This window comes from Roseovarius salis (assembly GCF_044472985.1).
GTDB lineage: Bacteria > Pseudomonadota > Alphaproteobacteria > Rhodobacterales > Rhodobacteraceae > Roseovarius > Roseovarius salis.
The window spans coordinates 1-25,994 of sequence record NZ_JBISDG010000045.1 but is presented as its reverse complement, the minus strand read 5'-3'; the positions used below and the strand labels follow the sequence as shown (position 1 = coordinate 25,994).

Genomic DNA, 25,994 nt, shown 5'->3' with positions numbered 1-25,994 from the left:
AGCGCCGACAAGCTGGCGGCCTATTTCGGCATCGTCCCGCGGGTCAGCCAGTCCAACGAGACCGACACCCGGGGCCGCATCACCAAACGCGGCGACAAGCTGATCCGCACGACGCTGGTGCAGTGCACCTTGGTCGCCAGGAATTATTCCGGCTATCTCAACGCCTTCTACCAGCGCATCAAGGAACGCCGCGGTGCCGGCAAGGCCATCATCGCCACCGCGCGCAAGCTGTTGTCGATCATCTACGACACACTCCGAAACGGCTGGGTCTTCGAAGACTTCACCCGGTTCAAAATCAAAGAAAAACAATGTCCTGCTGGACAACCATCATAGGAGGACACCATGACACGAGAAACCGCCGACGCCTCTTCGCAGACGCCCCAACACGCGCTCTACTACACCGACGCGCTGATAGAGAACTTGCAGTTGCGGTGGGGTGCGGGGTTCCTGTCGCCCGGCGGCGCGGAGGAGCTTGCGCACATGCTTGGGGGGCTGGATGTCAGAGGCTGGCGCCTGCTTGATTTCGGCTGCGGGATTGGGGGCTACGACGCGCTGCTGGCCGAGGCCCACGGGGCTGGGCATGTCATCGGCGTGGACATCGACGCCGCATCGCTGGCAAAGGCCGACGCCATGCGCCGGGAGCGTGGCCTGCAGGACCGCCTGTCGTTCCGGCAGGTTCACCCCGGCCCGTTGCCATTCGACGCGCACAGCTTCGACATGGTCTTCAGCAAGGATTCCATCATCGACAGCCCCGACAAGGACGCGATCCTCCAAGAGCTTTTCCGCCTGTGCAAGCCCGGCGGGCTCATCGTCTTGGGCGACTGGTTCTGCAGCGACCGGCCCTATACCGAGGAAATGCGCGAATGGGCGACGACCGGGAATGAAACCTACCAGATGCAGTCGCTGTCGGATGCGGCACGCCTGGTCGAAGCCGCGGGGTTCTCGGACATCGAAACGGTGGATCGTAACGCATGGTTCCGCTCTTACGCGCGGGACGAGCATGAGCGGCTCAAGGGCCCGCTCTACGAAACCTATGTCGAGAAGTTCGGCGAGGATCAGGCGAGGAAGTCCGTGGAGAACGCGCGCATCCGGTCATTGCTGGCGGATCAGGGGCAGTTGCGGCCCGGGCATGTCCGCGGTCGGAAGGCCAAGTGACCCAGGCCGGCCCGGCCAGAGCAACGCGATGGACGCCGGGCGCACCCTGCGCTATCAGGCAATCTCACGTTCGCACGAAAGGCGCAGCCCATGTCCGGCAACGGCACCCTGACCCCAATGACCGCCCACGCCTCGACGCGCCTCTCGGGCACGGCGCATGTTCCCGGCGACAAGTCGATTTCGCACAGGGCCCTGATCCTTGGGGCCCTGTCCGTGGGCGAGACGTCGATCACCGGCTTGTTGGAGGGCGAGGACGTGCTGGACACGGCGCGCGCGATGCGCGCCCTCGGCGCCGAAGCGGCGCGCGGCGAGGATGGCACATGGCGGGTACACGGCGTCGGCGTGGGAGGCTTTGCCGAGCCGGAGCAGGTGATCGACTGCGGCAATTCCGGCACCGGGGTGCGGCTCATCATGGGGGCCATGGCGACCTCGCCCATTACCGCGACATTCACCGGCGACGCCAGCCTGAATGGCCGCCCGATGGCACGCGTGACCGAGCCGCTGGCGCTGTTCGGTGCGCAGGCGGTGGGCCGCTCGGGTGGACGGCTTCCCATGACGATCGTCGGCGCTGCCGATCCGGTCCCTTTGCGCTACGAGGTTCCCGTGCCCTCGGCGCAGGTGAAATCCGCCCTGCTGCTGGCCGGGCTCAACGCGCCGGGCGAAACGGTCGTGATAGAGCGCGAGGCGACCCGCGACCATACCGAGCGGATGCTGGCGGGGTTCGGGGCACGGATCGCAACAGAGGTCACCGATGCGGGGCGGGTCATCACCCTGACCGGTCAGCCCGAACTCGTCCCGCAGACGATCGCGGTGCCGCGCGACCCCAGCTCGGCCGCGTTTCCCGTCTGCGCCGCCCTTGTCACCGAGGGATCCGATGTGCTGGTGCCGAATATCGGGCTGAATCCGACCCGCGCAGGGCTGTTCACCACCCTGCGCGAAATGGGCGCGGAGCTGACCTATGAGAACCGGCGCGAGGAAGGGGGCGAGCCCGTGGCCGACCTGCGCGCGCGCTATTCACCCGGCTTGCGGGGCGTCGCGGTTCCCCCCGAACGCGCGGCCAGCATGATCGACGAATACCCGGTACTGTCGGCCGTTGCCGCCTTTGCCGAGGGACGAACCGTCATGCGCGGGGTCGCGGAGCTGCGCGTCAAGGAGTCCGACCGCATTGACGCCATGGCCACCGGCCTGCGCACCTGCGGTGTAGAGGTCGAGGAGGGTGAGGACTGGTGGGTCGTGCACGGACGGGGCGCCGGCGGCGTGCCCGGCGGCGCCAGATGCGCGGCACGGCTGGATCATCGTATCGCCATGTCGTTTCTGGTGCTTGGCCTGGCTGCACGTCAGCCCGTCGGCGTGGATGACGGTGGCCCGATCGCCACCTCGTTCCCGGTATTCGAACCGCTGATGACCGGGCTTGGTGCGGACATTCGCCGCGACTGATCCCTCGATCCATGTGCGCCGCCTTGCAAGTCCGTCCGGGCGCGGGACAAATGGATGACGCGCAAGTGACAGATTGTGCCGGTTGCAGCCTTCCGCGCCATCGCTGAACGCTTATCCTTGCCGGCAGAGTCACCTTTTTTCGAAGGTTCGCAAGCCCATGAGCACTGATCCCCTCGTCGTTTTCACCCCCTCCGGCAAGCGCGGCCGCTTTCCCAGGGGCACGCCGGTCCTGACCGCGGCACGACAGCTCGGCGTCGATCTCGATTCGGTTTGCGGCGGTCGCGGGATCTGCTCGAAATGCCAGGTCACGCCGGGGTACGGCGAGTTTTCCAAGCATGGCATCACCGTGGCCCCCGATGCGCTGTCCGATTGGAACAAGGTCGAGGAGCGTTACGATCAGAAGCGCGGCCTGAAACCCGGCCGCCGGCTGGGCTGCCAGGCGCAGATCATGAGTGACGTGGTGATCGACGTGCCGCCCGAAAGCCAGGTCCACAAGCAGGTCGTGCGCAAGGCGGCCTCGGCCCGCATGGTGGAGATGGACCCGGCGACGAAGCTATATCTTGTCGAGGTGGACGAGCCCGACATGCACGAGCCCACAGGCGATCTGGAACGGCTGGCGCGCGCACTCGGCAAGGAATGGGGCGTGACGGATATCCGCGCCGATGTCACCCTGCTGTCCAAGCTGCAGGCGGTTCTGCGCAAGGGCAACTGGCAGGTCACCGTGGCGCTGCACAAGTCACATCAGGATGACGTGGCGCGCGTGCTCGAAATCTGGCCCGGCCTGCACGAATCCGGCCTCTACGGCCTTGCCATCGACCTCGGCTCAACCACTGTCGCGGCGCATCTGACCGATCTCGTGACCGGCGAGGTCAAGGCATCCTCCGGCATCATGAACCCCCAGATCCGCTTTGGCGAGGACCTGATGAGCCGGGTCAGCTACTCGATGATGAACCCCGGCGGCGAAAAGGAAATGACCAATGCGGTGCGCGACGCGATCAACACGCTGGCGGGCGAAATCGCCCGCGAGGCGGACATCGACCCGCAGCTGATCGTCGAGACGGTGTTCGTCTGCAACCCGGTGATGCATCACCTGCTCCTGGGCATCGACCCGGTCGAGCTGGGGCAGGCGCCCTTCGCGCTGGCCACCTCCGACAGCCTGACACTGGACGCGCGTGACCTCGATCTTACCGTGATCAACCCGCGCGCCCGCAGCTACGTGCTGCCCTGCATCGCGGGCCATGTGGGCGCCGACTGCGCCGCCGTGGCGCTGTCGGAAGAGCCCGGCAAATCCGAAGACCTCGCGCTCATCGTCGATGTGGGCACCAATGCCGAGATCCTGCTGGGCGACAAAACCCGCGTGCTCGCCTGCTCCTCGCCCACCGGGCCGGCCTTCGAGGGCGCGCAGATCTCGTCGGGCCAACGCGCCGCCCCCGGCGCGATCGAGGCCATCCGCATCGACCCCGAAACCAAGGAACCCCGTTTCCGCGTCATCGGCTGCGACAAGTGGTCGGACGAGGATGGCTTTGCCGAGGAAACCGCCGTCACCGGCATCACCGGCATCTGCGGGTCAGGCATTATCGAGGCCGTGGCAGAGCTGCGCATGGCGGGCCTGATGGACGAGTCGGGCCTGATCGGTTCGGTCTCGCAAACAGGGACAGCGCGCTGTTACGCCGACGGGCGGACGAACGCCTACCTGATCCACGACGCCTCGGCAGAGGGCGGTCCCGTCATCGCCGTCACGCAGAACGATATCCGCGCCATCCAGCTGGCCAAATCGGCGCTCTATGCCGGCGCGCGGCTTCTGATGGACGAACGCGGGGTGGACCGCGTCGACCGCGTGGTGCTCGCCGGGGCCTTTGGCGCGCATATCTCGCCCAAACACGCCATGGTGCTCGGCATGATCCCCGACGTGCCGCTCGACAAGGTCACCTCCGCCGGCAATGCCGCGGGCACCGGCGCGCGCATCGCGCTTTGCAATATCGGCGCCCGGGCGGAGATCGAACGCGTCGTGCGCGAGATCACCAAGGTCGAAACCGCGATCGCGCCGAAATTCCAGGAACATTTCGTCGCCGCCAACGCCATCCCCCACAAGACCGACCCGTTCCCCGAGCTGCGCAAGGTCGTGCCCATTCCGCAGGTCAGTTTCAATGTCGGCGGTGGCGGTGACGGCAGGGAGGATGGCAGCCGCCGCCGGCGCCGCCGCCGCCCCTGACGACCCGGCCGCCGCGGGCTGGGTGCGAGATCGGCGCGGCATGTCCGCCGGGGCGCGCGGGACGCACGATCAGGGCTGTATCACTCCGTTTCGGACAGGAGGCGGTCCAGCCCCGCTTCGAGCCCGTCGAAGGCCGCGCCGAGCCGGGCCTCGATCTCTTGCTGGTAGGCGCGGGCGATCGGCAGCAGCTCGGCCATCATGTCGCGGCCCTTGTCCGTCAGCGCCACGCAGACAAGCCGCCGGTCGGTGACGTTCGCCGACTTGACCACCAACCCGGCGGTCTCCAGCCGCTTGACCGTCCGGCTGACCTCGTATTTCTCCAGCGCGACGCGGGCCTCGATATCGCGCACCGACACACCGTCGCCCGCATGGGCGAGGTGGACCAGAACACGCCAGTCATGGATCGAGATTCCGAATCGAGCGCGATACTGCCGGGCGAGTTCCTCGCTCGTGCGCTTGGCTGCCACGGCGAGCCGGTATGGCGTGAAGCTGTCGAGGTCGAAGGCCGGCAGCGGTTGCGTCTTGGTCATTCACTCTCCTGACTTTCGGGGCATTTTCAACGGAGCCCGGCGCGTTTGGCAAGGAGGATCATAGCGAGTGCTACGAAAATCTTGACAACGTTGCACTTGCAACGAATAGTGCGCCCAAGCCTGTCCGGGCCCAAGACCCGGGCGGCAGCACGCGCAAGGGAGAGAGGTCATGACCACACAGGAACTGCCCAACGGCATGATCCGGTCAACGGATGTGACCGGCACGCATGAAGGCTACATGCCCGGTTTCGGGAACGATTTCGAGACGGAGGCCCTGCCCGGTGCCCTGCCGCAGGGAATGAACAGCCCGCAGAAGTGCAACTACGGCCTTTATGGCGAGCAGCTTTCCGGAACGGCGTTCACCGCCAACCCGCCGGAGCGCACTTGGACATACCGCATCCGCCCCTCCGTAAAGCACTCCACGCGCTACACCAAGATCGACCTGCCGTACTGGAAATCGGCGCCCAACGTCGATCCCGACGTGGTCTCGTTGGGTCAGTACCGCTGGGACCCGGTGCCGCATTCCGAGGACAGCCTGACATGGCTGACCGGCATGTACACCATGACCACGGCGGGTGACGTGAACACGCAGGTCGGCATGGCCAGCCATATCTACCTTGTCACCGCCTCGATGCAGGATGCCTATTTCTACTCGGCCGACAGCGAATTGCTGGTCGTGCCGCAGGAAGGCAGGCTGCGTTTTTGCACCGAGCTTGGCATCATCGATCTGGCGCCGCAGGAGATCGCCATCATTCCCCGGGGACTCGTCTACCGGGTCGAGGTGCTGGAGGGCCCCTGCCGCGGCTTTGTCTGCGAGAACTACGGGCAGAAGTTCGAACTGCCGGGCCGCGGGCCGATCGGCGCAAACTGCATGGCCAACCCGCGCGACTTCAAGGCGCCCGTCGCCGCCTACGAGGACCGCCAGGTGCCATCGACCCTGACGATCAAGTGGTGCGGCCAGTTTCACGAGACCCAAATCGGCCAGAGCCCGCTGGACGTGGTGGCATGGCACGGCAATTACGCGCCCTACAAGTACGACCTGACGAACTATTGCCCTGTCGGTGCCATCCTGTTCGATCACCCCGACCCGTCGATCTTCACCGTGCTCACGGCCCCCTCGGGCGTGCCCGGCACCGCGAATATCGACTTCGTGCTCTTCCGCGAACGCTGGATGGTGGCCGAGGACACCTTCCGCCCGCCATGGTATCACAAGAACATCATGTCCGAGCTTATGGGCAACATCTACGGCCAGTATGACGCCAAGCCGCAGGGCTTCGTGCCCGGCGGGATGAGCCTGCACAACATGATGCTGCCGCACGGCCCTGACCGCGAGGCGTTCGAGGGTGCATCGAATGCCGAGCTTCGGCCGGAGAAGCTCGACAATACCATGTCCTTCATGTTCGAGACGCGCTTTCCCCAGCACCTGACGCGCTTTGCCGCGACGGAGGCACCGCTGCAGGATGATTACATCGATTGCTGGGACAGCCTCGAGAAGAAGTTCGACGGTACGCCGGGCCGGAAGTGACCCCCGCGCGGTCAAGCCGCTGACGCGCGCAGGTGACGAGCCGACGATCGAAAGGAGCATCCGTGACGACCGCCAGAAGCTGGGTGGAAAGCGCCAACGCGCCCGGAACAGACTTTCCCTTGCAGAACCTGCCCTGCGGCGTGTTCGACGACGGGCAGGGCGCGCGGATGGGCGTTGCCATCGGGGACATGATCCTCGACGTGGCGCAGGTCGATCACGGGCTCGAGCCGGGGCTTTTCGCGCAACCGAGTTGGAACGCCGTGATGGAGGCCGGGCCGCGCATCTGGGCGCGGCTGCGCGACCGGCTGACCGGGCTGTTGTCGGAGGAGGCGCACCGCCCCGCCGTCGCGCCGCATCTTGTGCCGATGGCGCGGACGCGGCTGCTGATGCCGTTCCGGGTGTCGGAGTACACGGATTTCTACGCCGGCAAGCACCACGCGACGAACGTGGGTACCATGTTCCGCGGGGCCGAGAACGCGCTGCCGCCCAACTGGCTGTCGATCCCGGTCGGCTACAATGGCCGCGCCTCGTCGGTCGTGGTGTCCGGCGCCGATGTCACCCGGCCATGGGGGCAGGTCAAGGGACCGGACGACGCGTTACCCCGTTTCGCCCCTTCGGCCCGTCTCGACCTCGAGCTTGAGATCGGGGCCGTCGTCGGACAGCCCTCCAACGGGATGGTCAGCGTGCAGCAGGCCGACGACATGATCTTCGGTTACGTGCTGCTCAACGACTGGTCGGCGCGGGACATACAGGCATGGGAATACCAGCCCCTCGGGCCTTTCCAGGCCAAGGCGACGGCCACCACGATCAGCCCCTGGATCGTGACCAAGGCGGCGCTGGAGCCGTTTCGGACCACCACGCCGCAGCGCGAGCGGCCCCTGCTGCCCTACCTGCACGAGCCGGGGCCGATGCTTTACGACATTGATCTGCAGGTCGGTCTTGCCCCTGCGGGAGGGACGGAGACGGTCATCGCGCGCACGAATTATGCCGAGATGTATTATTCGTCGGCACAGCAGCTTGCGCATCACGCGGTGTCGGGCTGCCCGATGCGCGCGGGCGACCTGCTGGGGTCCGGTACGGTCTCCGGCGCCGCGCCGGACAGCCGCGGGTCGCTGCTGGAACTGTCATGGGGCGGAAAGCAGCCCGTGATCCTGAGCGGCGGCGAGCGCCGCAGCTTTCTTGAGGACGGAGACCGCGTGACCCTGCGCGGGTGCGCGCAGGGCGACGGGTACCGCATCGGCTTCGGTGACTGCACCGGGACCGTACGGCCCGCGATTGAATTGCCCGAATGGGCCAGAGAATGAGGACGACATGAGCAAGGCATTCGCATCCGCAGGCGACATGGAGGAAAAGAAGGTCAGTTTCACCGAGGTCGGGGAGGGGCTTTACGCCTTCACCGCCGAGGGCGACCCCAACACCGGAGTGATCATAGGCGACGACAGCGTGATGATCGTCGAGGCACAGGCCACACCCCGCCTTGCCCGCAAGGTGATCGAGTGCGTGCGCTCGGTGACGGACAAGCCGATCAGCCACCTGGTGATGACGCACTACCACGCGGTCCGCGTGCTCGGCGCGTCGGCCTATGGTGCGGGGCAGGTCATCATGTCCGATACCGCCCGTGCAATGGTGGCCGAGCGGGGGCAGGAGGACTGGGAGAGCGAGTTCGATCGTTTTCCGCGTCTCTTCCAGGGGCATGAGGAAATCCCCGGCCTGACATGGCCGACGACGACCTTTTCGGAGTCGATGTCCGTCTATCTCGGCAACAGGCGCGTGGACATCATGCATCTGGGCCGGGCGCACACCGCGGGCGATGCGGTGATCTGGGTTCCCGACCAAGAGGTCATGTTCACCGGCGATATCGTCGAATACCATTCGGCCTGCTATTGCGGCGACGGACACTTCCAGGATTGGCCCCGGACGCTCGCCAGCATCGCGGCGTTCGAACCGCGTGCCATCGCGCCGGGGCGCGGCGACGCGCTGGTGGGCGAGGAAATGGTCGCAACGGCGCTGGACAAAACCGAGGATTTCCTTCGCTCCACCTACAAGCCGGCAGAAAAGGTGGCCGCGCGCGGCGGCAGCCTGAAGGAGGCATGGGACGCGGTGCGTGCCGAATGCGACCCGAAATTCAGCGATTACGCGATCTACGAACACTGCCTGCCGTTCAACGTGGCCCGTGCCTATGACGAGGCGCGCGGTATCGACACGCCGCGCGTCTGGACGGCCGCGCGGGACAAGGAGATGTGGGCGCAGCTTCAGGGTTGACCCACAGCCGGCGCCGACGGAGGAAAGATGGAGGATCCGATGCTGGACGACCGTTACAGCCTGGCGTTCAAGCTGTACCCCTACGAACGCTCGACCGACCAGGACGCGGACAGCCCGGTACATCACCCGGTCGTCGTTCTGGGCGGCGGGCCCGTCGGGGTTGCGACCGCTCTTGACCTCGGGCTTCAGGGCGTGCCGGTGGTCGTGCTGGACGATCACGAAGGCATCGGCATGGGCTCGCGTGCGATCTGCTTTTCCAAGCGCAGCCTGGAGATCGCAGACCGCCTTGGGTGCGGCGAGCAGATGCTGGAGAAGGGCGTGGTGTGGAACCTCGGCAAGGTGTTCCACGAGGACCGCAAAGTGTTCGAGTTCAACCTGCTGCCCGAGCAGGGGCACAAGTATCCCGCCTTCATCAATCTCCAGCAGCCCTATTTCGAGAAATTTCTCGTCGATCGCGTGCGGCAGGTGCAGGCGGAGGGCGCGCCGATCGAGTTGCGCGGCAAGAACCGGGTGCAGTCGATCGAGGTTCGGGACGACCAGGTTGTGATTGATATACTCACGCCGGAGGGGCCCTACCAGATGACCGCGGACTGGCTGATCGGATGCGACGGGGCAGGCAGCCCCCTGCGCAAGATGATGGGTCTGGAATTCAAGGGTCGGGTGTTCGAGGACAGCTTCCTGATCGCCGATATCCGGATGCATGCCGACTTTCCCACCGAGCGCTGGTTCTGGTTCGAGCCCGCGCACAAGGCGGGGGCCTCCACCCTTCTTCACAAGCAGCCCGACGACATCTGGCGCGTTGACTTCCAGATCGGCTGGGACGCCGATCGGGAGGAAGAGCTGAAGGAACAAAACGTACGCCGCCGTTTGGATGCGATGCTGGGTCCGGACGTGCAGTACGACATTGTCTGGACCTCGATCTACACGTTCCAGTGCCGGCGCATGGAAAGGTTCCGCCACGGGCGCGTGATCTTTGCCGGGGATGCGGCGCACCAGGTGTCGCCGTTCGGCGCGCGCGGTGCCAATTCGGGGATGCAGGACGTGGACAACCTCGGCTGGAAGCTGGGGATGGTCGTGCGGGGACAGGCGCCCGCGACCTTGCTCGACAGCTACGATGCCGAACGCGTGCAGGGGGCTGACGAGAACATCCTCAACTCCACCCGCTCGACCGATTTCATCACGCCCAAGTCGCAGATCAGCCACACCTTCCGCAACGCGGTGCTCGATCTGGCCGAGCGTCACGCTTTCGCGCGGCCGCTGGTGAATTCCGGGCGCCTGTCGGTGCCCTGCATCCATGACGACGGCCCGCTCAACTCCGAGGACGCCCTTCCCGGCGGTCCCGCCCGGACGCGCCCTGGCGCGCCGTGCCCCGATGCGCCGGTCGGCGAAGGGTACCTGTTGTCGCGGCTTGGGAACGGTTTCGTGGTTCTGGCGGTGGACGTCGAGCTGCCCGAGATCACGGAGGCGGGCGGCGTTGCGGTCCGGCGGGTTTGCGTGTCCGCCGCCGACGACCCCACCGGCGCGTTGGCGCAGCGATATCTGGGCGACGCGCCATCGGCCGTTTACCTGGTCCGTCCCGACCAGCACGTGGTCGCGCGCTGGCGGGAGTATGATGAGCCCGCGCTGCGCGCCGCGATCCTGAAAGCCTGCGGCAAGGAGTGAGACATGTCCCTGACGTTGACCCCCAACATCCCGGACCCCGACGGGTTCTATTCCGAACTCCTGCAAACCCACGAGGGCCTGTCCGACGCGGAAAGCCATGCCCTGAACGCACGCCTCGTCCTGTTGCTGAGCAACCATGTCGGAGACCGGCGGATACTGTCCGAAGCGCTGGCCGAAGCCCGACGGACGGCGCGTTCCCAGGGGTCGGGGCGCGCCGATGCCGTCACCGACCGCGATGGATCTTGACAGCTTCTTTCCCTATCGCCTCGCCGTGGCGTCCGAGGCGTTTTCCCGTGACCTGGCCGAGGTCTACGCGACGGAGTTCGGACTCAGCCGTGAGGAATGGCGGTTGCTGTTCCTGCTGGGGCGCGCCGGCAGTCTCGATTCCGTCGAACTGGCGCGCAGAACGACGCTGGACAAGGTGCAGGTCAGCCGGGCCAGCCAGAGACTGGCGGCCAAGGGTCTTATCACCAGCCGTGTCCCCGATCGTGACCGGAGATTGCGAGAATACGCCTGCACCGAGACCGGGCGGCAGTGTTACGAACAGCTTCTGCCCCGGGTAGGGGCGCGGGCCGAGGCGATGCTTTCGGCATTGTCGCCGCGTGATCGCGCGGCGCTGGAACGCGGGATCACCGCCTTGCTGGAGGCCGCCCAGTGCTCCGCGGCGCGCACGCGCTGACGGGTATCCTCGGCCGAAAGAGGGGCATCGGGTCGGTATTTCCGTCCCGTGCCCCGTGATTTGGTCGTGCATCCCGGCTGTTTCGTCTTGCCCATGACGCGTCCGGGCATTAGAAACGGCCCAACCTGCGGGTGTAGCTCAATGGTAGAGCAGCAGCTTCCCAAGCTGACGACGAGGGTTCGATTCCCTTCACCCGCTCCAGCCCCCTTTCACGTGTTCTTCGGCGTTATCGGTCCTGACCGCGTGCGCATGTCTTGAGCCGCATGGCGATTTCCTCTAGCACCGAACATCCGGAAAAGGAGGCGCGGATGGCTTTCACTGTTGCGATCGACGGCCCGGCGGCCGCGGGCAAGGGGACAATCTCCAGGGCCGTGGCGGCGCGGTTCGGTCTTGCGCATCTCGATACCGGCCTGCTCTACCGCGCGACGGGCCGGCGCACGCTGGACGGGACCGAGCCGATCGAGGCCGCAAGGGCGCTGCGTGCCGGGGATCTCGACCATGGCGATCTGCGCACGCCGGACGTGGCGCAGGCGGCCAGCCGCGTGGCCGCCGTTCCGGAAGTGCGAAAGGCGCTGGTGGATTTTCAGCGCGCTTTTGCCCTTCGCGACGGGGGGGCCGTGCTCGATGGGCGTGACATCGGGACCGTGATCTGCCCCGACGCGGACGTGAAGCTTTTCGTCACGGCCACGGACGAAGTGCGGGCCGAACGACGCTACAAGGAGCTCGTGGAACAGGGTTACGATACGGGCTACGACGAGGTGCTTGCCGATCTGCGCGCCCGTGACGCCCGCGACAGCGCCCGCGCCGATGCGCCGCTGAAACCCGCGGACGATGCCGTGACACTCGACACGTCCGAGATGGACATCGAAACCGCCGTGGCACGGGCGATCGAGCTGATCGAGCGGGCACGGAGCTGACCGCTAGCCTGCTCCGCCTGGCAGCAGGGACCCCCGTTCGCCCAGAAACCAGCGGATCATGTCGGCGTAGTCGAACGCGAGCGAAACCAGGATCGACAGCAGGAAAAGCCACGTCACGGCCTTCGCAACGGCCGGCATCCGCCCGCCGCGCAAGCGCAGGAACAGGTAGATCGCCAGCGGCGTCCAGACCGCGACATGCGGCAGGGCGAGCAGACGGACGAACCCAACCTGTGCATAGAGCCACTGCATCGAAATCATAACCGCGAACGCCGCGGCCAGCCCGATGACCCCGTCGACCCGCGTGTTCCTGAACAGCAGCAGTACGGCGGGTGCCGCGAGCATGATGACGAGCAGCCAAAGCACCCACAGCCTGAGAACGGGGCCTTGTGTGGCAACGGCATCTGCGAGCGTCATGTGGCTATCCCGATCCTGCGCACGGGTTGGGTAACACCCCGTTGCCGGTACGTTCAACCGCCGCAGCAGGGCGGTGTTTCGCGGGTATGGGGCGTGACATGGCATTACTTGCTTGCATTTTCATCCTTCGGCAGCTACATCCGCGCGTGTCGCCGAGGCGGACAACGACACACGAAGAAAGAGGTCGAGCAGGGTCGGGGCATCCGGCCCTCTTTGCTTTGTGGGCCGTCTGACCAACGAAACCCCAAGACCGGCGGAGACAACCGCGCGGCCGGAAAAATCGATTACGCAAAGGAAACCAGCGCCACATGGCACAAAACGCATCGATGGAGGAGTTCGAAGCCCTCCTTAACGAAAGCTTCGAGATGGACACGCCCCAGGAGGGTTCTGTCGTCAAGGGCAAGGTCATCGCGATCGAGGCGGGCCAAGCCATTATCGACGTCGGCTACAAGATGGAAGGCCGCGTCGATCTCAAGGAATTCGCAAACCCCGGCGAACAGCCCGACATTTCGGTGGGCGACGAAGTCGAGGTTTATCTGCGCGCGGCCGAGAACGCCAATGGCGAGGCCGTCATCAGCCGCGAAATGGCCCGCCGCGAGGAAGCATGGGACCGGCTTGAAAAAGCCTACGCCAATGATGAGCGGGTCGAAGGTGCGATCTTCGGACGGGTCAAGGGTGGTTTCACCGTCGATCTCGGTGGCGCCGTGGCCTTCCTGCCGGGCAGCCAGGTTGACGTGCGCCCCGTGCGCGACGCCGGGCCGCTGATGGGGCTCAAGCAGCCCTTCCAGATCCTCAAGATGGACCGCCGCCGCGGCAACATCGTCGTTTCGCGCCGCGCCATCCTCGAAGAGTCGCGCGCCGAGCAGCGCGCCGAGGTCATCGCCAAGCTTTCCGAGGGCGATACCGTGGAAGGCGTGGTCAAGAACATCACCGAATACGGTGCCTTCGTCGATCTGGGCGGCGTGGACGGGCTGCTGCACGTCACCGACATGGCGTGGCGCCGGGTCAATCACCCCTCCGAGATCCTGTCGATCGGCGAGACCGTTAAGGTCCAGGTCATCAAGATCAACAAGGAGACCCACCGCATCAGCCTCGGCATGAAGCAGCTGCAGGAGGATCCGTGGGATCTGGTTGCGGTCAAGTACCCGCTGGGATCTGTCCACACCGGCCGTGTGACGAACATCACCGATTACGGCGCCTTCGTCGAACTGGAGCCGGGTGTCGAGGGACTCGTGCACGTCTCGGAAATGTCGTGGACCAAGAAGAACGTGCACCCGGGCAAGATCGTCTCCACCTCCCAGGAGGTCGAGGTCATGGTGCTGGAGATCGACCAGGCCAAGCGCCGCGTCAGCCTTGGACTCAAGCAGACGATGCGCAACCCTTGGGAAGTGTTCGCCGAAACGCATCCGGTCGGCACAGAGGTCGAGGGCGAGGTGAAGAACATCACCGAATTCGGCCTGTTCATCGGCCTGCCGGGCGAGATCGACGGCATGGTGCACCTCTCGGACCTCAGCTGGGACGAGCGTGGCGAGGACGCCATCCAGAACTACCGCAAGGGCGACGTGGTCAAGGCCGTGGTCTCGGAAGTGGACGTGGAGAAAGAGCGGATATCGCTGTCGATCAAGGCCGTGGGCGGCGACAAGTTCGCCGAGGCCGTGGACGGCGTGAAGCGCGGTTCGATCATCACCGTCGAGGTCACATCGATCGAGGATGGCGGGATCGAGGTGGAATACGAGGGCATGAAATCCTTCATCCGCCGGTCCGACCTGTCGCGTGATCGTTCCGAGCAGCGCCCCGAGCGTTTCTCGGTCGGTGACAAGATCGACGTGCGCGTCACCAACGTTGACCCCAAGTCGCGGCGGCTCGGGCTGTCGATCAAGGCGCGCGAAATCGCCGAGGAAAAGGAAGCGGTCGAGCAGTACGGCAGCTCTGATTCCGGCGCCTCGCTCGGCGATATCCTCGGGGCCGCGCTGAAGGGCGACGACGAGAACAAGTAAACGTGGCAAAAGCCCGTTTCGCGAACACGGCCCCGCCAGAACATGGCGGGGCCGCTGCTTTTTCGATGCCACGAATCAACGGTCATGCTGCGGGGCGGTCTGCGCGGTGCGCCACGCAACGGCGTTGGGAATAGGCGCAATATCCGCCGTATTCCTGCATCCTTCGTTGATTAACGGCAAATTTCCCGCAACCGCGGGACACCCAGCTATTTCGGTTTTTCTGATTTGTATCTATAGTTTATACGGTCCGTGCAACGCGCCGGACCAAACCAGCCCGGGAGATGGCCGATGATTCGATCGGAACTGATACAGAAAATCGCCGACGAGAACCCGCACCTCTACCATCGCGACGTCGAGCGTATCGTGAACACCATCTTCAACGAAATCACCGGCGCCATGGCAGACGGCAACCGTGTAGAGTTGCGCGGCTTTGGCGCGTTTTCCGTCAAGAAGCGGGAGGCCCGGATCGGGCGCAACCCGCGCACGGGTGAATCCGTGCATGTCGAGGAAAAGCACGTGCCCTTCTTCAAGACCGGCAAGCTCTTGCGTGACCGTCTGAACGGGAAAGCCTGATGCGATACGTCCGATACGCCTCCATCGCCGTTTTCGCGGCCGCCCTCGTTCTCGTCGCGCTTGCAAACCGCGGGATCGTCCGCGTCCAGGTCTTGCCCGAGGAGATCGCCCATCTTGCGGCGCTCAACCCGTCTTACGAGGTGCCGCTCTTCGTCGTCATATTCGGCGGCGTTCTGGCAGGCCTCATCATCGGCTTCATTTGGGAATGGATCCGCGAGGCGGGCGAACGCGCGACGGCCGCCCGACAGCGGCGCGAGATGGAGCGGCTGAAATCCGAGATACGCCGTCTGAAGGGCGAAAAGCACAAGGGCAAGGACGAGGTGCTGGCACTTCTGGACGAGGCCAGCTAAGTCCCCCCGCATGACGCATGACATCAGGGTGAAAATCTGCGGTCTGACCGATCCCGCCGACATCCCCGCCGCGATCCTCGCGGGGGCCGATTACCTCGGCTTCGTGTTCTTCCCCAGGTCGCCGCGGCATCTAGATATCGAGACGGCGGGGCTGATGGCGGCGTCGGTGCCCGAGGGGGTGGCCAAGGTGGCGCTGACAGTTGACGCCGACGACGCCACGCTGGATTTGCTGACCTCGTCCGTGCCGCTGGATTTCCTGCAACTGCACGGCAAGGAGACCCCGGCGCGCGTGAGCGAGATCAAGGCGCGTTACGGGCTGCGGGTAATGAAGGCCGTGGGCATTTCCAGCCGCGAGGATCTCAGCCAGATCGACTTCTACGCGAAGGTGGCCGACCAGATCCTCGTGGATGCCAAGCCGCCTGCAGACGCGGACAGGCCCGGCGGCAATGCGCAGGCCTTCGACTGGTCCCTGATTGCCGGGCGCCGCTGGCCGGTGCCCTGGATGCTGGCCGGTGGCTTGACGCCCGACAATGTGGCCGATGCGATCCGTCAGACCGGTGCGCGGCAGGTCGATGTCTCCTCCGGCGTGGAAAGTGCGCCGGGCGAGAAGGATCCCGACCTGATGCGCAGCTTCATAGAAAACGCACGGGGCGAGTGCCAGCACGGCGCCTGAGCGCGCCGGGGCATGATCCTTTCGCCGCCGTGACCTGCCGGTTATGCTCTGTTCACGGCAAATGGCTGCATGGCCGCCCCGCGGGATGATGGCCATTGACCCGTGTTAACGACCGCGGCCGCATTCCATGCGATCCCTCCTGTCCTTGTGGCCTGCAGGCAGGAGGATCTTGGAATGATGTGCTGGACCCCAAGCCGCGTCTGGGCTCTGATGAGCGCGGCACTGTTCGTCTTGGCATCGGGGAGCGGGGCGGCGTTTGCCGGGCCCAACCTGGTTGTCTCGGAATTCTCGCTCGATCCCGCGACGCCGGTCCGCGGGCAGCCGGTCGATGTCCGGATCGGGGTCTACAATCGCGGCGATGCGGCCGCCGGTGCCTATCGCGTGGAGTGGTGGCCCGGCGATACCTACGCAAGCGGCGCGGCTTGCACTTGGAACGTCGACGGAACCAATGCGCGCGGAGGCAGGATCTTGCGCTGCACGTATGGCGGCTATCCCAGTGCCTACGCGCAGATCAGGACAAGGGTCATAGTCGATGCCGGCAACACTGTCGCCGAGACCAACGAGGCCGACAATGACCGGCGTTTCGCCATTCGCGTCTCGGGGGCAGGCAGTGCGCCGCCCGGACGGCCCAACCTTTACATCTCGGAGTTCTCCCTGACGCCGGAGACGCCGGTTCAGGGGCAACCGGTGCGGGTCCGGATCGGTGTCTACAATCGTGGCAACGCGGCCGCCGGGCGATACCGCGTGGCGTGGTGGCCGGGAGAGAACTATCCGACGCCCGCCTGTAGCTGGACGGTCGAATCGACCAATGCGCGCGGCGGGCGGATACTGACATGCGATTACGCGGGCTATCCAAGCTGGTATGCCCGCCTGAACACGCGCGCCATGGCCGATGTCGGACACACGGTCGACGAAAGCGACGAGACCGACAATGACCGCCGCATGGAGATCCGGGTGCGCCGACCCTGATCGGGCGCCGAAACGGGTGTGCGCCGCGTTCCGCCCATTGATTGACATTCCCCGCGGGCAAAGGTCTGCTTGCGGCGAAAGGAGATCATTCGGATGGACACTGAAAACCTCGATGACGTTTACGGCGCCAAGTCCGCGGACGAGGCGCGGGAGATCTACAACACCTGGTCGGCCAGCTATGACGCCGACAACCTCGCCAAGGGGTTCCGCCTGCCGGCGCTCGGTGCGGGGCTTCTGGCCAGTTTTGCCGGTCGGACCCATGGTCCGATCCTGGATGCCGGCTGTGGCACGGGGCTGGTGGGCGAGACACTGATGCTCATGGGGTATCATCACGTGTTCGGGTGCGATCTCTCGCCGGAGATGATCGCGCAGGCGGAACGGACCGGTGCCTATTCGGGATTCGAACAGGCCGACATGGGGGCGGCGCTGCCCTATGCGGACGATCATTTCGCGGGGTTCGTCTGCGTTGGCTCCTTTGGTCCGGGCCATGCGCCGCCCGAGACGCTCAGGCACCTTGCCCGGGTGACGCGGCCGGGCGGATATGGCGTGTTCAACTTGCTGGAGGCGAGCTACAAGGAGCAGGGGTTCCCGCAGGTCATGGAAGACCTGACAGCCAACGGCGTGTGGGAAACGGTGCACGTGACACCGCCTTTCCGTCCGTTCCTGCTGGGCGAACCCGACCTGTGGTCGCGGGCGCATGTCGTGAGAATGCTCTGAGGCGCAATCGCCGGCGGGGGCTGTGCCCCCGTCGTGGCAGGCCGTGCCCCCCTCGATACCCGGCGCCGGAAGCCCCTTTGTGACGCGCGGCCGGGACGTGGTTCGTGACAGGGCGATCCGGCCGCGGAATCCGCTGGAAAATCCCCGCGGCGGGCCATATTGAGAACGGGACATAACGGGAAAGACGCGCACCATGAACGACCTTTTCAACTCTTTCATGACCGGCCCGGACGAGAAGGGGCGGTTCGGCAAGTTCGGCGGCAGGTTCGTGTCCGAAACGCTGATGCCGCTCATACTCGAGCTGGAAGAGCAGTATGAAAGGGCCAAGACCGACCAGGGCTTCTGGGACGAGATGCAGGACCTGTGGACGCATTACGTTGGCCGCCCGAGCCCTCTTTATCATGCGGCGGGGCTGACGGCGCATCTGGGCGGTGCCAAGATCTACCTCAAGCGCGACGAGTTGAACCACACCGGCGCGCACAAGATCAACAACGTGCTGGGCCAGATCCTGCTGGCGCGGCGGATGGGAAAGACGCGCATCATCGCCGAGACCGGCGCCGGGCAGCACGGCGTGGCCACGGCCACCGTCTGCGCCAAGTTCGGGCTGGACTGCGTGATCTACATGGGCGCGCACGACGTGGAGCGCCAGCGCCCCAACGTGTTCCGGATGAAACTGCTGGGCGCCGAGGTCGTGCCCGTCACCTCGGGACGCGGGACGCTAAAGGACGCGATGAACGATGCGCTCAGGGACTGGGTGACCAACGTGCGCGACACGTTCTATTGCATCGGCACGGTGGCCGGCCCGCACCCCTATCCGGCCATGGTGCGCGACTTCCAGTCGATCATCGGCAAGGAGACGCGCGAGCAGATGCAGGCGGCCGAGGGGCGGCTGCCCGACACGGTGATCGCGGCGATCGGCGGCGGGTCGAACGCCATGGGCCTGTTTTACCCGTTCCTTGACGACAAGGAGGTGCGGATCATCGGGGTCGAGGCCGGCGGCAAGGGCGTGGACGAGAAGATGGAGCACTGCGCCTCGCTCACCGGCGGGCGCCCGGGCGTGCTGCATGGCAACCGGACCTATCTTTTGCAGGACGATGACGGGCAGATCCTGGAAGGATATTCGATTTCGGCGGGGCTGGATTACCCCGGTATCGGCCCCGAGCACAGCTGGCTGCACGAGACAGGGCGCGCGGAATACGTATCGATCACCGATGCCGAGGCGCTGGAGGCGTTCCAGCTTTCATGCCGCAAGGAGGGGATCATCCCCGCGCTTGAGCCCTGCCATGCGCTGGCCCACGTGATGAAGATCGCGCCAGACCTGCCGGCCGACCACCTGCTGGTGATGAACATGTGCGGGCGCGGCGACAAGGATATCGACACGGTGGCGCGGCATTTCGGCTTCGACATGGGCGAGGGCGGCTGATCCCCCGTCAGGAGCGACGCTCAGGCCGGCGCGTATTTCTTCAGGATATCGAGTGACACGATGTCGAGGGCGCGCTCGTGCGTCGCATCCAGCCTGACCTGTGGCGCGCAGCCCTCGTCATGCGCCTGAAGAAAGCGCGCGGCGCACAGACACCACTGATCGCCCGGTTTGAGCCCCGCAAATCCGAATTCTGGACGGGGCGAGCTGAGGTCGTTGCCGACATACTTGGAGTAGGCGAGGAATTCCTCGGTCATGAGGGCGCAGACCGTGTGGCTGCCCCTGTCCTCGGCGCAGGTGTTGCAGTGCCCGTCGCGGAAGAACCCGGTGACAGGATCGTTGGAACAAAGAGCGAGAGGCCCGCCCAGCACGTTCACGGATGGCTCTTTCTCGATCATGACAGCCCCTGTTTCGTTTTATTTCAATGCTAGAGCCACGCGCCTTCCGGGCAAGCCGCACCCGGCTCAGTCCTCGTGCAGCACCGTCTCGAATCCTTCGAATTGCGGTGGCCCCATAAGGGCATCGCGGGTCGCGGACTGGCCGGCGTTCCTGTGCGCGTCGCGGAACTGCTCCGACTTGGTCCAGGCCTCGAAATCGGCCTGGCTGTCCCAGATGACATGGCTGGAATACAGGCGATAGCCGTCGCCCTCAGGCCCCTTGAGCAGGCGGAACTCGCGGAAACCGTGCACCTCCTTCAGGCGGCTTTCCCTCTCGCGCCACATCGCCTCGAAATCCCCTTCGTGGCCTGCGCGGACCTGGAAACGGTTCATCGCGATGAAGCTCATGTCGTGCCTCTTTGGCTTTGGTCCGGCCACGTGAAAGGCTGCGCGCGGGCGCGCGCGCCTCGGGCTGTGTTGTAACAACAACTGCCGCGGCCGGGCAAGCGCGCGGCCCTAAAGCGCCCCGGCGATGGCGCGGAAAACGGCAATGTTCTGATCGTGCACGCCGTCCTCGCGGAAATCGCGGTCGACTGCGGTGGTCACGATCACGACATCGCGGGCGCGGTCGATATAGATATACTGGCCGTAGATGCCCCGCGCCATGACGACACCTGCCTCGCCATCCTTGGGAATCCACCACTGGTAGCCATATCGGATCTCGCCCTCCGCCGTCGGGGCGAGCGGCGTCGTGGAGCGCGCCAGCCAGTCCCGCGGCACCACTTGCCGGCCGTCATAGCGCCCGCCCTGTGCCACCATCTTGCCGAACCGCGCGTAGTCGCGGGTGGTCATGTTGATCCCGCCAAGGGCGAAGGCCACGCCCTCTCCGTCGGCGACGTAATACGGAGAGCTTTCAAGACCCAAGGGCGCGATGACCTTTTCCGTCAACAGCGCGGGAAGATCGCGCCCGGTCGCCCCGCGGATCACCATGCCCAGAACATGGGTGTCGATCGAAACGTAGTTCCACGCGGTGCCGGGTTCGGCCGCGCGCGCCGTCAGGCCCGCGGCAAAGCCGTCCATCGTCCCGCCAAGTGCCAGCACCCGGCCCATGCGATTGATATCGGAATGGTAGTCGAGATAATCCTCGTCGAATTCCACGCCGCTCGTCATCTGCAGGATATCGCGGATGGCGACGCCGTCATAAGCGCCGGCGGCGAGGCGCGGGGCATATTCCGTGACCGGGTCATCGAGCGAGGCGATGGCGCCTTCGTCCAAGAGGATCCCGAACAGCACGGACAGGAAACTCTTGGAAATCGACCAGCCGATCCTGCGGTCCTCGGGGCCGGTGCCGAGATGGTAGCTTTCATGCACAACCCGGCCGTCCTTGAGTACCAGCAGCGAGGTCACGTGGCGCTCGGTGATCCAGCGCCCGGTGCCGGGGGGCAGGGCTGCTTGCGGGCCCTCGGGCAGGGGCGACACCGGGCCGTCTCCCCGTGAAATCGGGACCGTCAGGAATGCCCGGTCCATATGCGAGAAATTCTCGACGATGTGATCCTTGTCGAACAGGCTGTTCACCGCCAGCAGCCGCCCGATTTGCTCGCGTTTCGCGAAGCCTACGACGGCCGCCGCCAGTATCAGGGCAATCCCTATGCGCAGGGCCCACCTCAAGATCACTCTCATCAACCCTCCCCTGTTTCAGGAGAAGACAAATGCAACCGCCATGACGCTTGTCAAGCGCCGGGTACGGCGGCGGATCAGCGGAACTTGTCCACCAGCTTCTGCAGTGGCGAACGGGTGTCTTCCGCGTCTGCCGGCGGGTCGGCCGTTTCGGGCCTGGCGGGGGCCGCGCCCTGCGCGGGCTTTGGCTTGGCCGCAGGTGCAGCCCGCCGGGCCACGGCGTTGAGAAATCGGTCGGTGCGGTCGGCCGCGAGCTCTGGCGCACCTTCGGCCACGCCGCGCAGAACATCGTCCAGCCACTCGCCGTCGGCCTTGGCGAAATCCTGCAGCACGTACTGGGTGACCTGCTCCTTGCGCCCGGGATGCCCGATGCCCAGCCGAACCCGCCGATAGGCCTCCCCGATATGCTGGTGCAGGGACCGCAGCCCGTTGTGGCCGGCATGACCCCCGCCCGACTTGACCCGAACCTTGCCCGGTGCGAGGTCGAGCTCGTCGTGAAACACGGTGACGTCCCCGGGCCCAAGCTTGTAAAAGCGCATCGCTTCGCCGACGGACTGTCCCGAAAGGTTCATGAATGTCATGGGCTTGAGCAAAAGCACCTTTTCGGGGCCGAGCCGCCCCTCAGTCACTTCGCCATGGAATTTCTTTCGCCACGGGGCGAAACCGTGTTCCGCGGCAATGCGGTCTAGCGCCATGAACCCGATGTTGTGCCTGTTGCCGGCATATTTCGCGCCCGGATTGCCGAGCCCCGCAAATATCAGCATTCTCGCGCCTCGCCGTTAGGGGTGCCAACGGTGTAGGCCGCGCATCCCGCGGAATCAACACGGACCCGGCGACGAAAAAGCGCGGGAGATGTTCCCCCGCGCCTTCAGCATCCTGAAAAAGGAGATCGACCTATTCTTCGCCGCTCCCGGCCTGATCGCCTTCCTCGTCTGCGACCGTCGGCACCTCGCCGGCTTCGGCCTCTTCTTCCTCGCCTTCCTCGGACTGCAGGGCAGACGGGGCCGAGACGCTGCAGATGATGAAGTCGCGCTCGATCGTGGGTTTCGCGCCCTGCGGCAGATCGACACCGCTGATGGTAACGGAATCCCCGATTTCGAGGCCGGTGAGGTCCACGGTGACCTTTTCGGGGATGTCGCCGGCCGTCACGATCAGCTCGACCTCGTTGCGCACCACCGTCAGGACGCCGCCGCGCTTGATGCCGGGCGACTCTTCCTCGTTCACGAACTCGACGGGAATGAAGAGGTTGATCTTGGTGGACCGGCGCAGGCGCAGCAGGTCGAAATGCGTGGGAAGATCCTTGACCACGTCACGCTGCACGTCCCGGCAGATCACCCGGACATCGTCATGCCCGTCGACCTTGAGGTTGAACAGGGTCGACTTGAAGCGGCCCGCGGTGAGTTTCTTCATCAGTTCGTTGAACGGAATGCTGATCGGCAGCGGATCGACGTCGCCCCCGAAAACGATCCCCGGAACCATGCCGTCGCGGCGTGCTGCACGGGCGGCGCCCTTGCCCGTCCCCGTGCGTTCCCGGGCGTGAAGATCAGGAATTTCTCCAGCCATGGTGTATGTCTCCAAAGTTAGGGCGGGGCTCCTCCAAGGCTGTAACCCCGCGTGAAGCCGCGCGTATAGACCGGTTTGCTCGCCGTGAAAAGGGCAAATCAAGCATTGCCGGCCCATGATCCCGACACGGGGCGGTGTGGCGCGCGCGTCAGCTCTCCCACCGTCCCGAGAACCCCTCCGGCACCATCAGGATATCCCGGTCGAGCGTTTTCACGTCTGTGCGCCCGCAGAGCGCCATCGAGGTGTCGAGTTCCTTGTGCAGGATCTCCAGCGCCTTGGTCACCCCGGCTTCGCCCATGGCGCCGAGCCCGTACACGAAAGGCCGACCGATCATCGTGCCCCGCGCGCCGAGGGAAAGCGCCTTGAGGATGTCCTGCCCGGTGCGGATGCCGCCATCCATGTGCACTTCGATCCTGTCGCCGACCGCGTCCATGATCGGGGGCAGCGCCCGGATCGAGCTGAGCGCACCATCCAGCTGCCGGCCGCCATGGTTGGACACAACGATCGCGTCCGCGCCCGCATTGAGCGCCTCGCGCGCATCGCGGGGGTCCATGATGCCCTTGATGATCACAGGCCCATCCCACATCTTGCGGAACTTGCGTATCTTTTCCCAGTCGAGCGCGGGGTCGAACGCCTCGGCCGTCCACTTGGCCAGAGAGGACGGGTCGCTGACGCCCTCGGCATGGCCGACGACGTTGCGGAACTCGCGGCGTTTCGTGCCGAGCATTCCAAGCCCCCACCGGACCTTGGTCATCATGTTCGCGGTGGATTTGAGGGTGAGCTTGGGCGGTGCGGACAAACCGTTCTTGAGGTCCTTGTGCCGCTGCCCCAGCACCTGAAGGTCGACGGTGATCACCAGCGCAGAGCACTTGGCCGCCCGCGCGCGGTCGAACAGGCGTTTCATGAACGCCTCGTCGCGCAGGGTGTAGACCTGGAACCAGAAGGGTTTCTCGGTGTTCTCGGCCACGTCCTCGATCGAGCAGATCGACAGCGTGGACAGTGTGAAGGGCACGCCGAATTTCTCTGCGGCGCGGGCCGCCTTGATCTCGCCATCGGCGTGCTGCATGCCCGTCAGCCCCACCGGCGCCAGCGCCGTCGGCATCGCCACGTCCTGTCCCACCATGGTCGATGCCGTGCTGCGGCCGGACATGTCGATTGCCACGCGCTGCCGCAGGTAGATGTCCCGGAAATCCCTGGTGTTCTCGTGAAAGGTCTGTTCCGTCCAGCTGCCGGTTTCGGCATAGTCGTAGAACATGCGCGGCACGCGCCGCTCGTAAAGCTGGCGGAGGTCTTCGATGCAGGTGATGACTGGCATGGGCATCCTTCGGATTTGGTAAGAAAGATTTACCGGTGGCGCCGGCTCGGTTCAATGCTAAGCAGGCGTTTCGGGCTGTGGCAAATGAAAGCACGGTGGGACCATGTATTTCGACGATCTGCACGAGGGATACCGATTCGAGACCGGCACCCGTACGCTGACCGAGGCCGATATCGTGAGGTTCGCACGCGAGTGGGATCCGCAGGATTTCCACCTCGACGCGGACGCCGCGCGCCAATCGCCCTATGGCGGCCTCATCGCCAGCGGGTTCCACACGATGTTGACGGCGTTCGTGCTGAGCCTCGAAGCGGACGTATGGAAGCAGGCCTCGATGGGGTCGCCGGGCATGGATGACATCCGCTGGCTCCGGCCCGTGCGCCCCGGCGACACGCTGAAGGCGGAGGCGACTGTTCTCAAGAGCGTTCCCTCCGCATCCCGGTCCGACAGGGGGCGCACGACGATCCGTTACGATGTGCGCAACCAGTCCGACGAGGTTGTTATGACCTACACGGCCATCCACATACTGCGCCGCCGCCCGGTCTGACACGATGACCCTGACGCTGATGGGATTCCTGGCCAGCCTTGCCGCGGGTTTGATGACCGCGGCGGGGGCGCTGCCGGTCCTTTTCGGCCGTACCGTGCCGCAGAAATACGGTGACACGATGCTGGGCTTCGCAGCGGGCGTGATGCTGTCGGCATCTTATTTCTCGCTGATCCTGCCCGGCATCGAGGCGGGGGAGCGGCTCTACGGCTCCACCGTTGCCGCGGCATTCATGGCCGCCGCCGGCATCCTTGTCGGGGCCGGCGCGATTGCCGCGCTCAACGCTGTCGTGCCGCACCGCCATTTCGTCAGCGGGCCCGAGGGCGCGGATACAACCGCACTGCCCAAGATCTGGCTGTTCGTGTTCGCGATCACGATCCATAATTTCCCCGAAGGACTCGCCGTCGGCGTCGGCTTCGGCGGCGGCGATATCCAGAACGGCGTTTCCCTGGCCACCGGCATCGGCCTGCAGAACGCGCCGGAGGGGCTGGCCGTGGCCGTTGCGCTCAGGGCGCATGGATACGGCGCGCCATACGCGTTCGCCGTGGCACTCGTGACCGGCCTGATCGAGCCAGTGGGCGGGTTGCTCGGGGTGAGTGCCGTCCAGATGTCCTTGCACGTGCTGCCGCCGGGGCTGACCTTTGCGGCTGGAGCCATGCTGTATATCATCAGCCACGAGATCGTGCCGGAAACGCATCGCCACGGCCATCAGGCATCGGCGACGATGGGCCTGATGGCCGGGCTGGTCCTGATGATGCTGCTGGACGTGATCCTGGGATAGGGGCGGGCGCGCCGGGCGGGGCGCGCCCCGTGATCCGGCGCAACCTGTCGCGTCAGGCGGATTTCTTGATTTCGATGCGTTTGCCCTCGGTTTTCTCCGTCTCGGTCTTGGGCAGCCTGACGGTCAGTTCGCCCTTGTCGAAACTGGCCTTGACCTGCCACTGAACTTTCATCCAGCCGGAACCGGAGTCCTTTGGGTTCATACGCCGACAAGCGCAGGTGGAGCAACCGAGAGATGCGCGGAGCTTT

The 25,994-nt window shown here is 65.4% G+C and carries 28 protein-coding genes, 1 tRNA gene and 1 pseudogene; 21 read left to right on the top strand and 9 right to left on the bottom strand.

The features are described 5' to 3' along the window. From ACH13J_RS15760 to ACH13J_RS15745, 4 genes are all read left to right on the top strand, one after another. Nucleotides 1-333: transposase (locus ACH13J_RS15760; protein ID WP_397544298.1), on the top strand; the 333-nt coding region annotated here is incomplete at its 5' end. A 9-nt stretch (nt 334-342) separates the two neighbouring features. Next, entirely contained in the window at nt 343-1,155 is an 813-nt protein-coding gene (locus ACH13J_RS15755; protein WP_397544297.1) for a methyltransferase domain-containing protein, read from the top strand. A 90-nt stretch (nt 1,156-1,245) separates the two neighbouring features. After that, a complete protein-coding gene (gene aroA, locus ACH13J_RS15750) occupies nt 1,246-2,592 on the top strand; it encodes a 3-phosphoshikimate 1-carboxyvinyltransferase (protein ID WP_397544296.1) in 1,347 nt (448 codons plus the stop codon). 157 nt (nt 2,593-2,749) lie between these two features. Then, the gene (locus tag ACH13J_RS15745; RefSeq protein WP_397544295.1) at nt 2,750-4,804 is read left to right on the top strand and encodes an ASKHA domain-containing protein; all 2,055 of its coding nucleotides are present in this window, start codon (nt 2,750-2,752) and stop codon (nt 4,802-4,804) included. Between the two features lie 80 nt (nt 4,805-4,884). Here the strand turns inward: ACH13J_RS15745 and ACH13J_RS15740 are convergent, their stop codons facing one another. Beyond that, nucleotides 4,885-5,334: a MarR family transcriptional regulator gene (locus tag ACH13J_RS15740; protein WP_397544294.1), complete on the bottom strand. Its 450-nt coding sequence runs from the start codon at nt 5,332-5,334 to the stop codon at nt 4,885-4,887. Between the two features lie 169 nt (nt 5,335-5,503). On the opposite strand from ACH13J_RS15740, the gene hmgA reads away from it, so the two are divergent. From hmgA to ACH13J_RS15700, 8 genes are all read left to right on the top strand, one after another. Further along, nucleotides 5,504-6,859 carry a homogentisate 1,2-dioxygenase gene (gene hmgA, locus ACH13J_RS15735; RefSeq protein ID WP_397544293.1) on the top strand — a complete coding sequence of 452 codons (1,356 nt, stop codon included), beginning with the start codon at nt 5,504-5,506 and terminating at the stop codon, nt 6,857-6,859. A gap of 62 nt (nt 6,860-6,921) precedes the next feature. After that, nucleotides 6,922-8,163: a fumarylacetoacetase gene (gene fahA / locus ACH13J_RS15730; RefSeq protein WP_397544292.1), complete on the top strand. Its 1,242-nt coding sequence runs from the start codon at nt 6,922-6,924 to the stop codon at nt 8,161-8,163. 7 nt (nt 8,164-8,170) lie between these two features. Continuing rightward, entirely contained in the window at nt 8,171-9,121 is a 951-nt protein-coding gene (locus ACH13J_RS15725; protein WP_397544291.1) for an MBL fold metallo-hydrolase, read from the top strand. 39 nt (nt 9,122-9,160) lie between these two features. Continuing rightward, entirely contained in the window at nt 9,161-10,783 is a 1,623-nt protein-coding gene (locus ACH13J_RS15720) for an FAD-dependent oxidoreductase (protein WP_397544299.1), read from the top strand. Between the two features lie 3 nt (nt 10,784-10,786). After that, nucleotides 10,787-11,029, top strand: a complete 243-nt coding sequence (locus ACH13J_RS15715) for a DUF2783 domain-containing protein (protein WP_397544290.1) — start codon at nt 10,787-10,789, stop codon at nt 11,027-11,029. After that, a complete protein-coding gene (locus tag ACH13J_RS15710; protein WP_397544289.1) occupies nt 11,001-11,462 on the top strand; it encodes a MarR family transcriptional regulator in 462 nt (153 codons plus the stop codon). Before ACH13J_RS15715 ends, ACH13J_RS15710 begins: the two co-directional genes overlap by 29 nt. Before the next feature lie 127 nt (nt 11,463-11,589). Further along, a tRNA-Gly gene (locus ACH13J_RS15705) sits at nt 11,590-11,663 on the top strand. A 107-nt stretch (nt 11,664-11,770) separates the two neighbouring features. Further along, entirely contained in the window at nt 11,771-12,379 is a 609-nt protein-coding gene (locus ACH13J_RS15700) for a (d)CMP kinase (RefSeq protein WP_397544288.1), read from the top strand. A 3-nt stretch (nt 12,380-12,382) separates the two neighbouring features. Here the strand turns inward: ACH13J_RS15700 and ACH13J_RS15695 are convergent, their stop codons facing one another. Further along, nucleotides 12,383-12,793 carry a hypothetical protein gene (locus tag ACH13J_RS15695; protein WP_397544287.1) on the bottom strand — a complete coding sequence of 137 codons (411 nt, stop codon included), beginning with the start codon at nt 12,791-12,793 and terminating at the stop codon, nt 12,383-12,385. A gap of 287 nt (nt 12,794-13,080) precedes the next feature. Here ACH13J_RS15695 and rpsA point away from each other — a divergent pair. The 7 genes and pseudogenes from rpsA to trpB all read left to right on the top strand — a co-directional run. Further along, a pseudogene (rpsA, locus tag ACH13J_RS15690) lies at nt 13,081-14,790 on the top strand (30S ribosomal protein S1); the annotation flags it as partial. Between the two features lie 288 nt (nt 14,791-15,078). Next, nucleotides 15,079-15,363 (top strand): integration host factor subunit beta, encoded by a 285-nt coding sequence (gene ihfB, locus ACH13J_RS15685; RefSeq protein ID WP_397544286.1) that lies wholly within the window; start codon nt 15,079-15,081, stop codon nt 15,361-15,363. After that, complete coding sequence (locus ACH13J_RS15680) at nt 15,363-15,713, top strand: lipopolysaccharide assembly protein LapA domain-containing protein (RefSeq protein ID WP_397544285.1); 351 nt, start codon at nt 15,363-15,365, stop codon at nt 15,711-15,713. Before ihfB ends, ACH13J_RS15680 begins: the two co-directional genes overlap by 1 nt. A gap of 10 nt (nt 15,714-15,723) precedes the next feature. After that, nucleotides 15,724-16,386: a phosphoribosylanthranilate isomerase gene (locus ACH13J_RS15675; protein WP_397544284.1), complete on the top strand. Its 663-nt coding sequence runs from the start codon at nt 15,724-15,726 to the stop codon at nt 16,384-16,386. Nucleotides 16,387-16,560: 174 nt separating this feature from the next. After that, a complete protein-coding gene (locus ACH13J_RS15670; RefSeq protein WP_397544283.1) occupies nt 16,561-17,355 on the top strand; it encodes a CARDB domain-containing protein in 795 nt (264 codons plus the stop codon). Between the two features lie 93 nt (nt 17,356-17,448). Next, nucleotides 17,449-18,072 carry a methyltransferase domain-containing protein gene (locus ACH13J_RS15665; protein WP_397544282.1) on the top strand — a complete coding sequence of 208 codons (624 nt, stop codon included), beginning with the start codon at nt 17,449-17,451 and terminating at the stop codon, nt 18,070-18,072. A gap of 193 nt (nt 18,073-18,265) precedes the next feature. Beyond that, a complete protein-coding gene (gene trpB / locus ACH13J_RS15660) occupies nt 18,266-19,495 on the top strand; it encodes a tryptophan synthase subunit beta (protein WP_397544281.1) in 1,230 nt (409 codons plus the stop codon). A gap of 20 nt (nt 19,496-19,515) precedes the next feature. Here trpB and ACH13J_RS15655 read toward each other — a convergent pair whose 3' ends face one another. The 6 genes from ACH13J_RS15655 to ACH13J_RS15630 form a co-directional block, all read right to left on the bottom strand. Then, complete coding sequence (locus ACH13J_RS15655) at nt 19,516-19,890, bottom strand: DUF2237 family protein (RefSeq protein ID WP_397544280.1); 375 nt, start codon at nt 19,888-19,890, stop codon at nt 19,516-19,518. A gap of 66 nt (nt 19,891-19,956) precedes the next feature. After that, entirely contained in the window at nt 19,957-20,277 is a 321-nt protein-coding gene (locus ACH13J_RS15650; RefSeq protein ID WP_397544279.1) for an antibiotic biosynthesis monooxygenase, read from the bottom strand. 108 nt (nt 20,278-20,385) lie between these two features. Further along, nucleotides 20,386-21,549: a serine hydrolase gene (locus ACH13J_RS15645; protein ID WP_397544278.1), complete on the bottom strand. Its 1,164-nt coding sequence runs from the start codon at nt 21,547-21,549 to the stop codon at nt 20,386-20,388. 74 nt (nt 21,550-21,623) lie between these two features. Continuing rightward, nucleotides 21,624-22,310 carry an aminoacyl-tRNA hydrolase gene (gene pth / locus ACH13J_RS15640; protein ID WP_397544277.1) on the bottom strand — a complete coding sequence of 229 codons (687 nt, stop codon included), beginning with the start codon at nt 22,308-22,310 and terminating at the stop codon, nt 21,624-21,626. Nucleotides 22,311-22,440: 130 nt separating this feature from the next. Next, nucleotides 22,441-23,109, bottom strand: coding sequence for a 50S ribosomal protein L25/general stress protein Ctc (locus ACH13J_RS15635; RefSeq protein ID WP_397544276.1), 669 nt, complete (start codon nt 23,107-23,109; stop codon nt 22,441-22,443). Nucleotides 23,110-23,257: 148 nt separating this feature from the next. After that, a complete protein-coding gene (locus tag ACH13J_RS15630; protein WP_397544275.1) occupies nt 23,258-24,424 on the bottom strand; it encodes an L-lactate dehydrogenase in 1,167 nt (388 codons plus the stop codon). A 103-nt stretch (nt 24,425-24,527) separates the two neighbouring features. On the opposite strand from ACH13J_RS15630, the gene ACH13J_RS15625 reads away from it, so the two are divergent. Together ACH13J_RS15625 and ACH13J_RS15620 are read left to right on the top strand one after the other, a co-directional pair. Beyond that, entirely contained in the window at nt 24,528-24,968 is a 441-nt protein-coding gene (locus ACH13J_RS15625; RefSeq protein WP_397544274.1) for a MaoC/PaaZ C-terminal domain-containing protein, read from the top strand. A 4-nt stretch (nt 24,969-24,972) separates the two neighbouring features. Then, complete coding sequence (locus tag ACH13J_RS15620) at nt 24,973-25,746, top strand: ZIP family metal transporter (protein ID WP_397544273.1); 774 nt, start codon at nt 24,973-24,975, stop codon at nt 25,744-25,746. A gap of 52 nt (nt 25,747-25,798) precedes the next feature. On the opposite strand, the gene ACH13J_RS15615 is transcribed toward ACH13J_RS15620, so the two are convergent. Continuing rightward, nucleotides 25,799-25,918, bottom strand: a complete 120-nt coding sequence (locus tag ACH13J_RS15615) for an Hsp20 family protein (RefSeq protein ID WP_397544272.1) — start codon at nt 25,916-25,918, stop codon at nt 25,799-25,801. Nucleotides 25,919-25,994: the final 76 nt, after the last annotated feature.

Bases quoted from the DNA above. Each gene is read 5' to 3' on its own strand.
- ACH13J_RS15755 (WP_397544297.1), top strand. From the start codon at position 343: ATGACACGAGAAACCGCCGACGCCTCTTCGCAGACGCCCCAACACGCG.
- aroA (WP_397544296.1), top strand. From the start codon at position 1,246: ATGTCCGGCAACGGCACCCTGACCCCAATGACCGCCCACGCCTCGACG.
- ACH13J_RS15745 (WP_397544295.1), top strand. From the start codon at position 2,750: ATGAGCACTGATCCCCTCGTCGTTTTCACCCCCTCCGGCAAGCGCGGC.
- ACH13J_RS15740 (WP_397544294.1), bottom strand. From the start codon at position 5,334: ATGACCAAGACGCAACCGCTGCCGGCCTTCGACCTCGACAGCTTCACG.
- hmgA (WP_397544293.1), top strand. From the start codon at position 5,504: ATGACCACACAGGAACTGCCCAACGGCATGATCCGGTCAACGGATGTG.
- ACH13J_RS15725 (WP_397544291.1), top strand. From the start codon at position 8,171: ATGAGCAAGGCATTCGCATCCGCAGGCGACATGGAGGAAAAGAAGGTC.
- ACH13J_RS15720 (WP_397544299.1), top strand. From the start codon at position 9,161: ATGCTGGACGACCGTTACAGCCTGGCGTTCAAGCTGTACCCCTACGAA.
- ACH13J_RS15715 (WP_397544290.1), top strand. From the start codon at position 10,787: ATGTCCCTGACGTTGACCCCCAACATCCCGGACCCCGACGGGTTCTAT.
- ACH13J_RS15710 (WP_397544289.1), top strand. From the start codon at position 11,001: ATGCCGTCACCGACCGCGATGGATCTTGACAGCTTCTTTCCCTATCGC.
- ACH13J_RS15700 (WP_397544288.1), top strand. From the start codon at position 11,771: ATGGCTTTCACTGTTGCGATCGACGGCCCGGCGGCCGCGGGCAAGGGG.
- ACH13J_RS15695 (WP_397544287.1), bottom strand. From the start codon at position 12,793: ATGACGCTCGCAGATGCCGTTGCCACACAAGGCCCCGTTCTCAGGCTG.
- ihfB (WP_397544286.1), top strand. From the start codon at position 15,079: ATGATTCGATCGGAACTGATACAGAAAATCGCCGACGAGAACCCGCAC.
- ACH13J_RS15680 (WP_397544285.1), top strand. From the start codon at position 15,363: ATGCGATACGTCCGATACGCCTCCATCGCCGTTTTCGCGGCCGCCCTC.
- ACH13J_RS15675 (WP_397544284.1), top strand. From the start codon at position 15,724: ATGACGCATGACATCAGGGTGAAAATCTGCGGTCTGACCGATCCCGCC.
- ACH13J_RS15670 (WP_397544283.1), top strand. From the start codon at position 16,561: ATGATGTGCTGGACCCCAAGCCGCGTCTGGGCTCTGATGAGCGCGGCA.
- ACH13J_RS15665 (WP_397544282.1), top strand. From the start codon at position 17,449: ATGGACACTGAAAACCTCGATGACGTTTACGGCGCCAAGTCCGCGGAC.
- trpB (WP_397544281.1), top strand. From the start codon at position 18,266: ATGAACGACCTTTTCAACTCTTTCATGACCGGCCCGGACGAGAAGGGG.
- ACH13J_RS15655 (WP_397544280.1), bottom strand. From the start codon at position 19,890: ATGATCGAGAAAGAGCCATCCGTGAACGTGCTGGGCGGGCCTCTCGCT.
- ACH13J_RS15650 (WP_397544279.1), bottom strand. From the start codon at position 20,277: ATGAGCTTCATCGCGATGAACCGTTTCCAGGTCCGCGCAGGCCACGAA.
- ACH13J_RS15645 (WP_397544278.1), bottom strand. From the start codon at position 21,549: ATGAGAGTGATCTTGAGGTGGGCCCTGCGCATAGGGATTGCCCTGATA.
- pth (WP_397544277.1), bottom strand. From the start codon at position 22,310: ATGCTGATATTTGCGGGGCTCGGCAATCCGGGCGCGAAATATGCCGGC.
- ACH13J_RS15635 (WP_397544276.1), bottom strand. From the start codon at position 23,109: ATGGCTGGAGAAATTCCTGATCTTCACGCCCGGGAACGCACGGGGACG.
- ACH13J_RS15630 (WP_397544275.1), bottom strand. From the start codon at position 24,424: ATGCCAGTCATCACCTGCATCGAAGACCTCCGCCAGCTTTACGAGCGG.
- ACH13J_RS15625 (WP_397544274.1), top strand. From the start codon at position 24,528: ATGTATTTCGACGATCTGCACGAGGGATACCGATTCGAGACCGGCACC.
- ACH13J_RS15620 (WP_397544273.1), top strand. From the start codon at position 24,973: ATGACCCTGACGCTGATGGGATTCCTGGCCAGCCTTGCCGCGGGTTTG.
- ACH13J_RS15615 (WP_397544272.1), bottom strand. From the start codon at position 25,918: ATGAAAGTTCAGTGGCAGGTCAAGGCCAGTTTCGACAAGGGCGAACTG.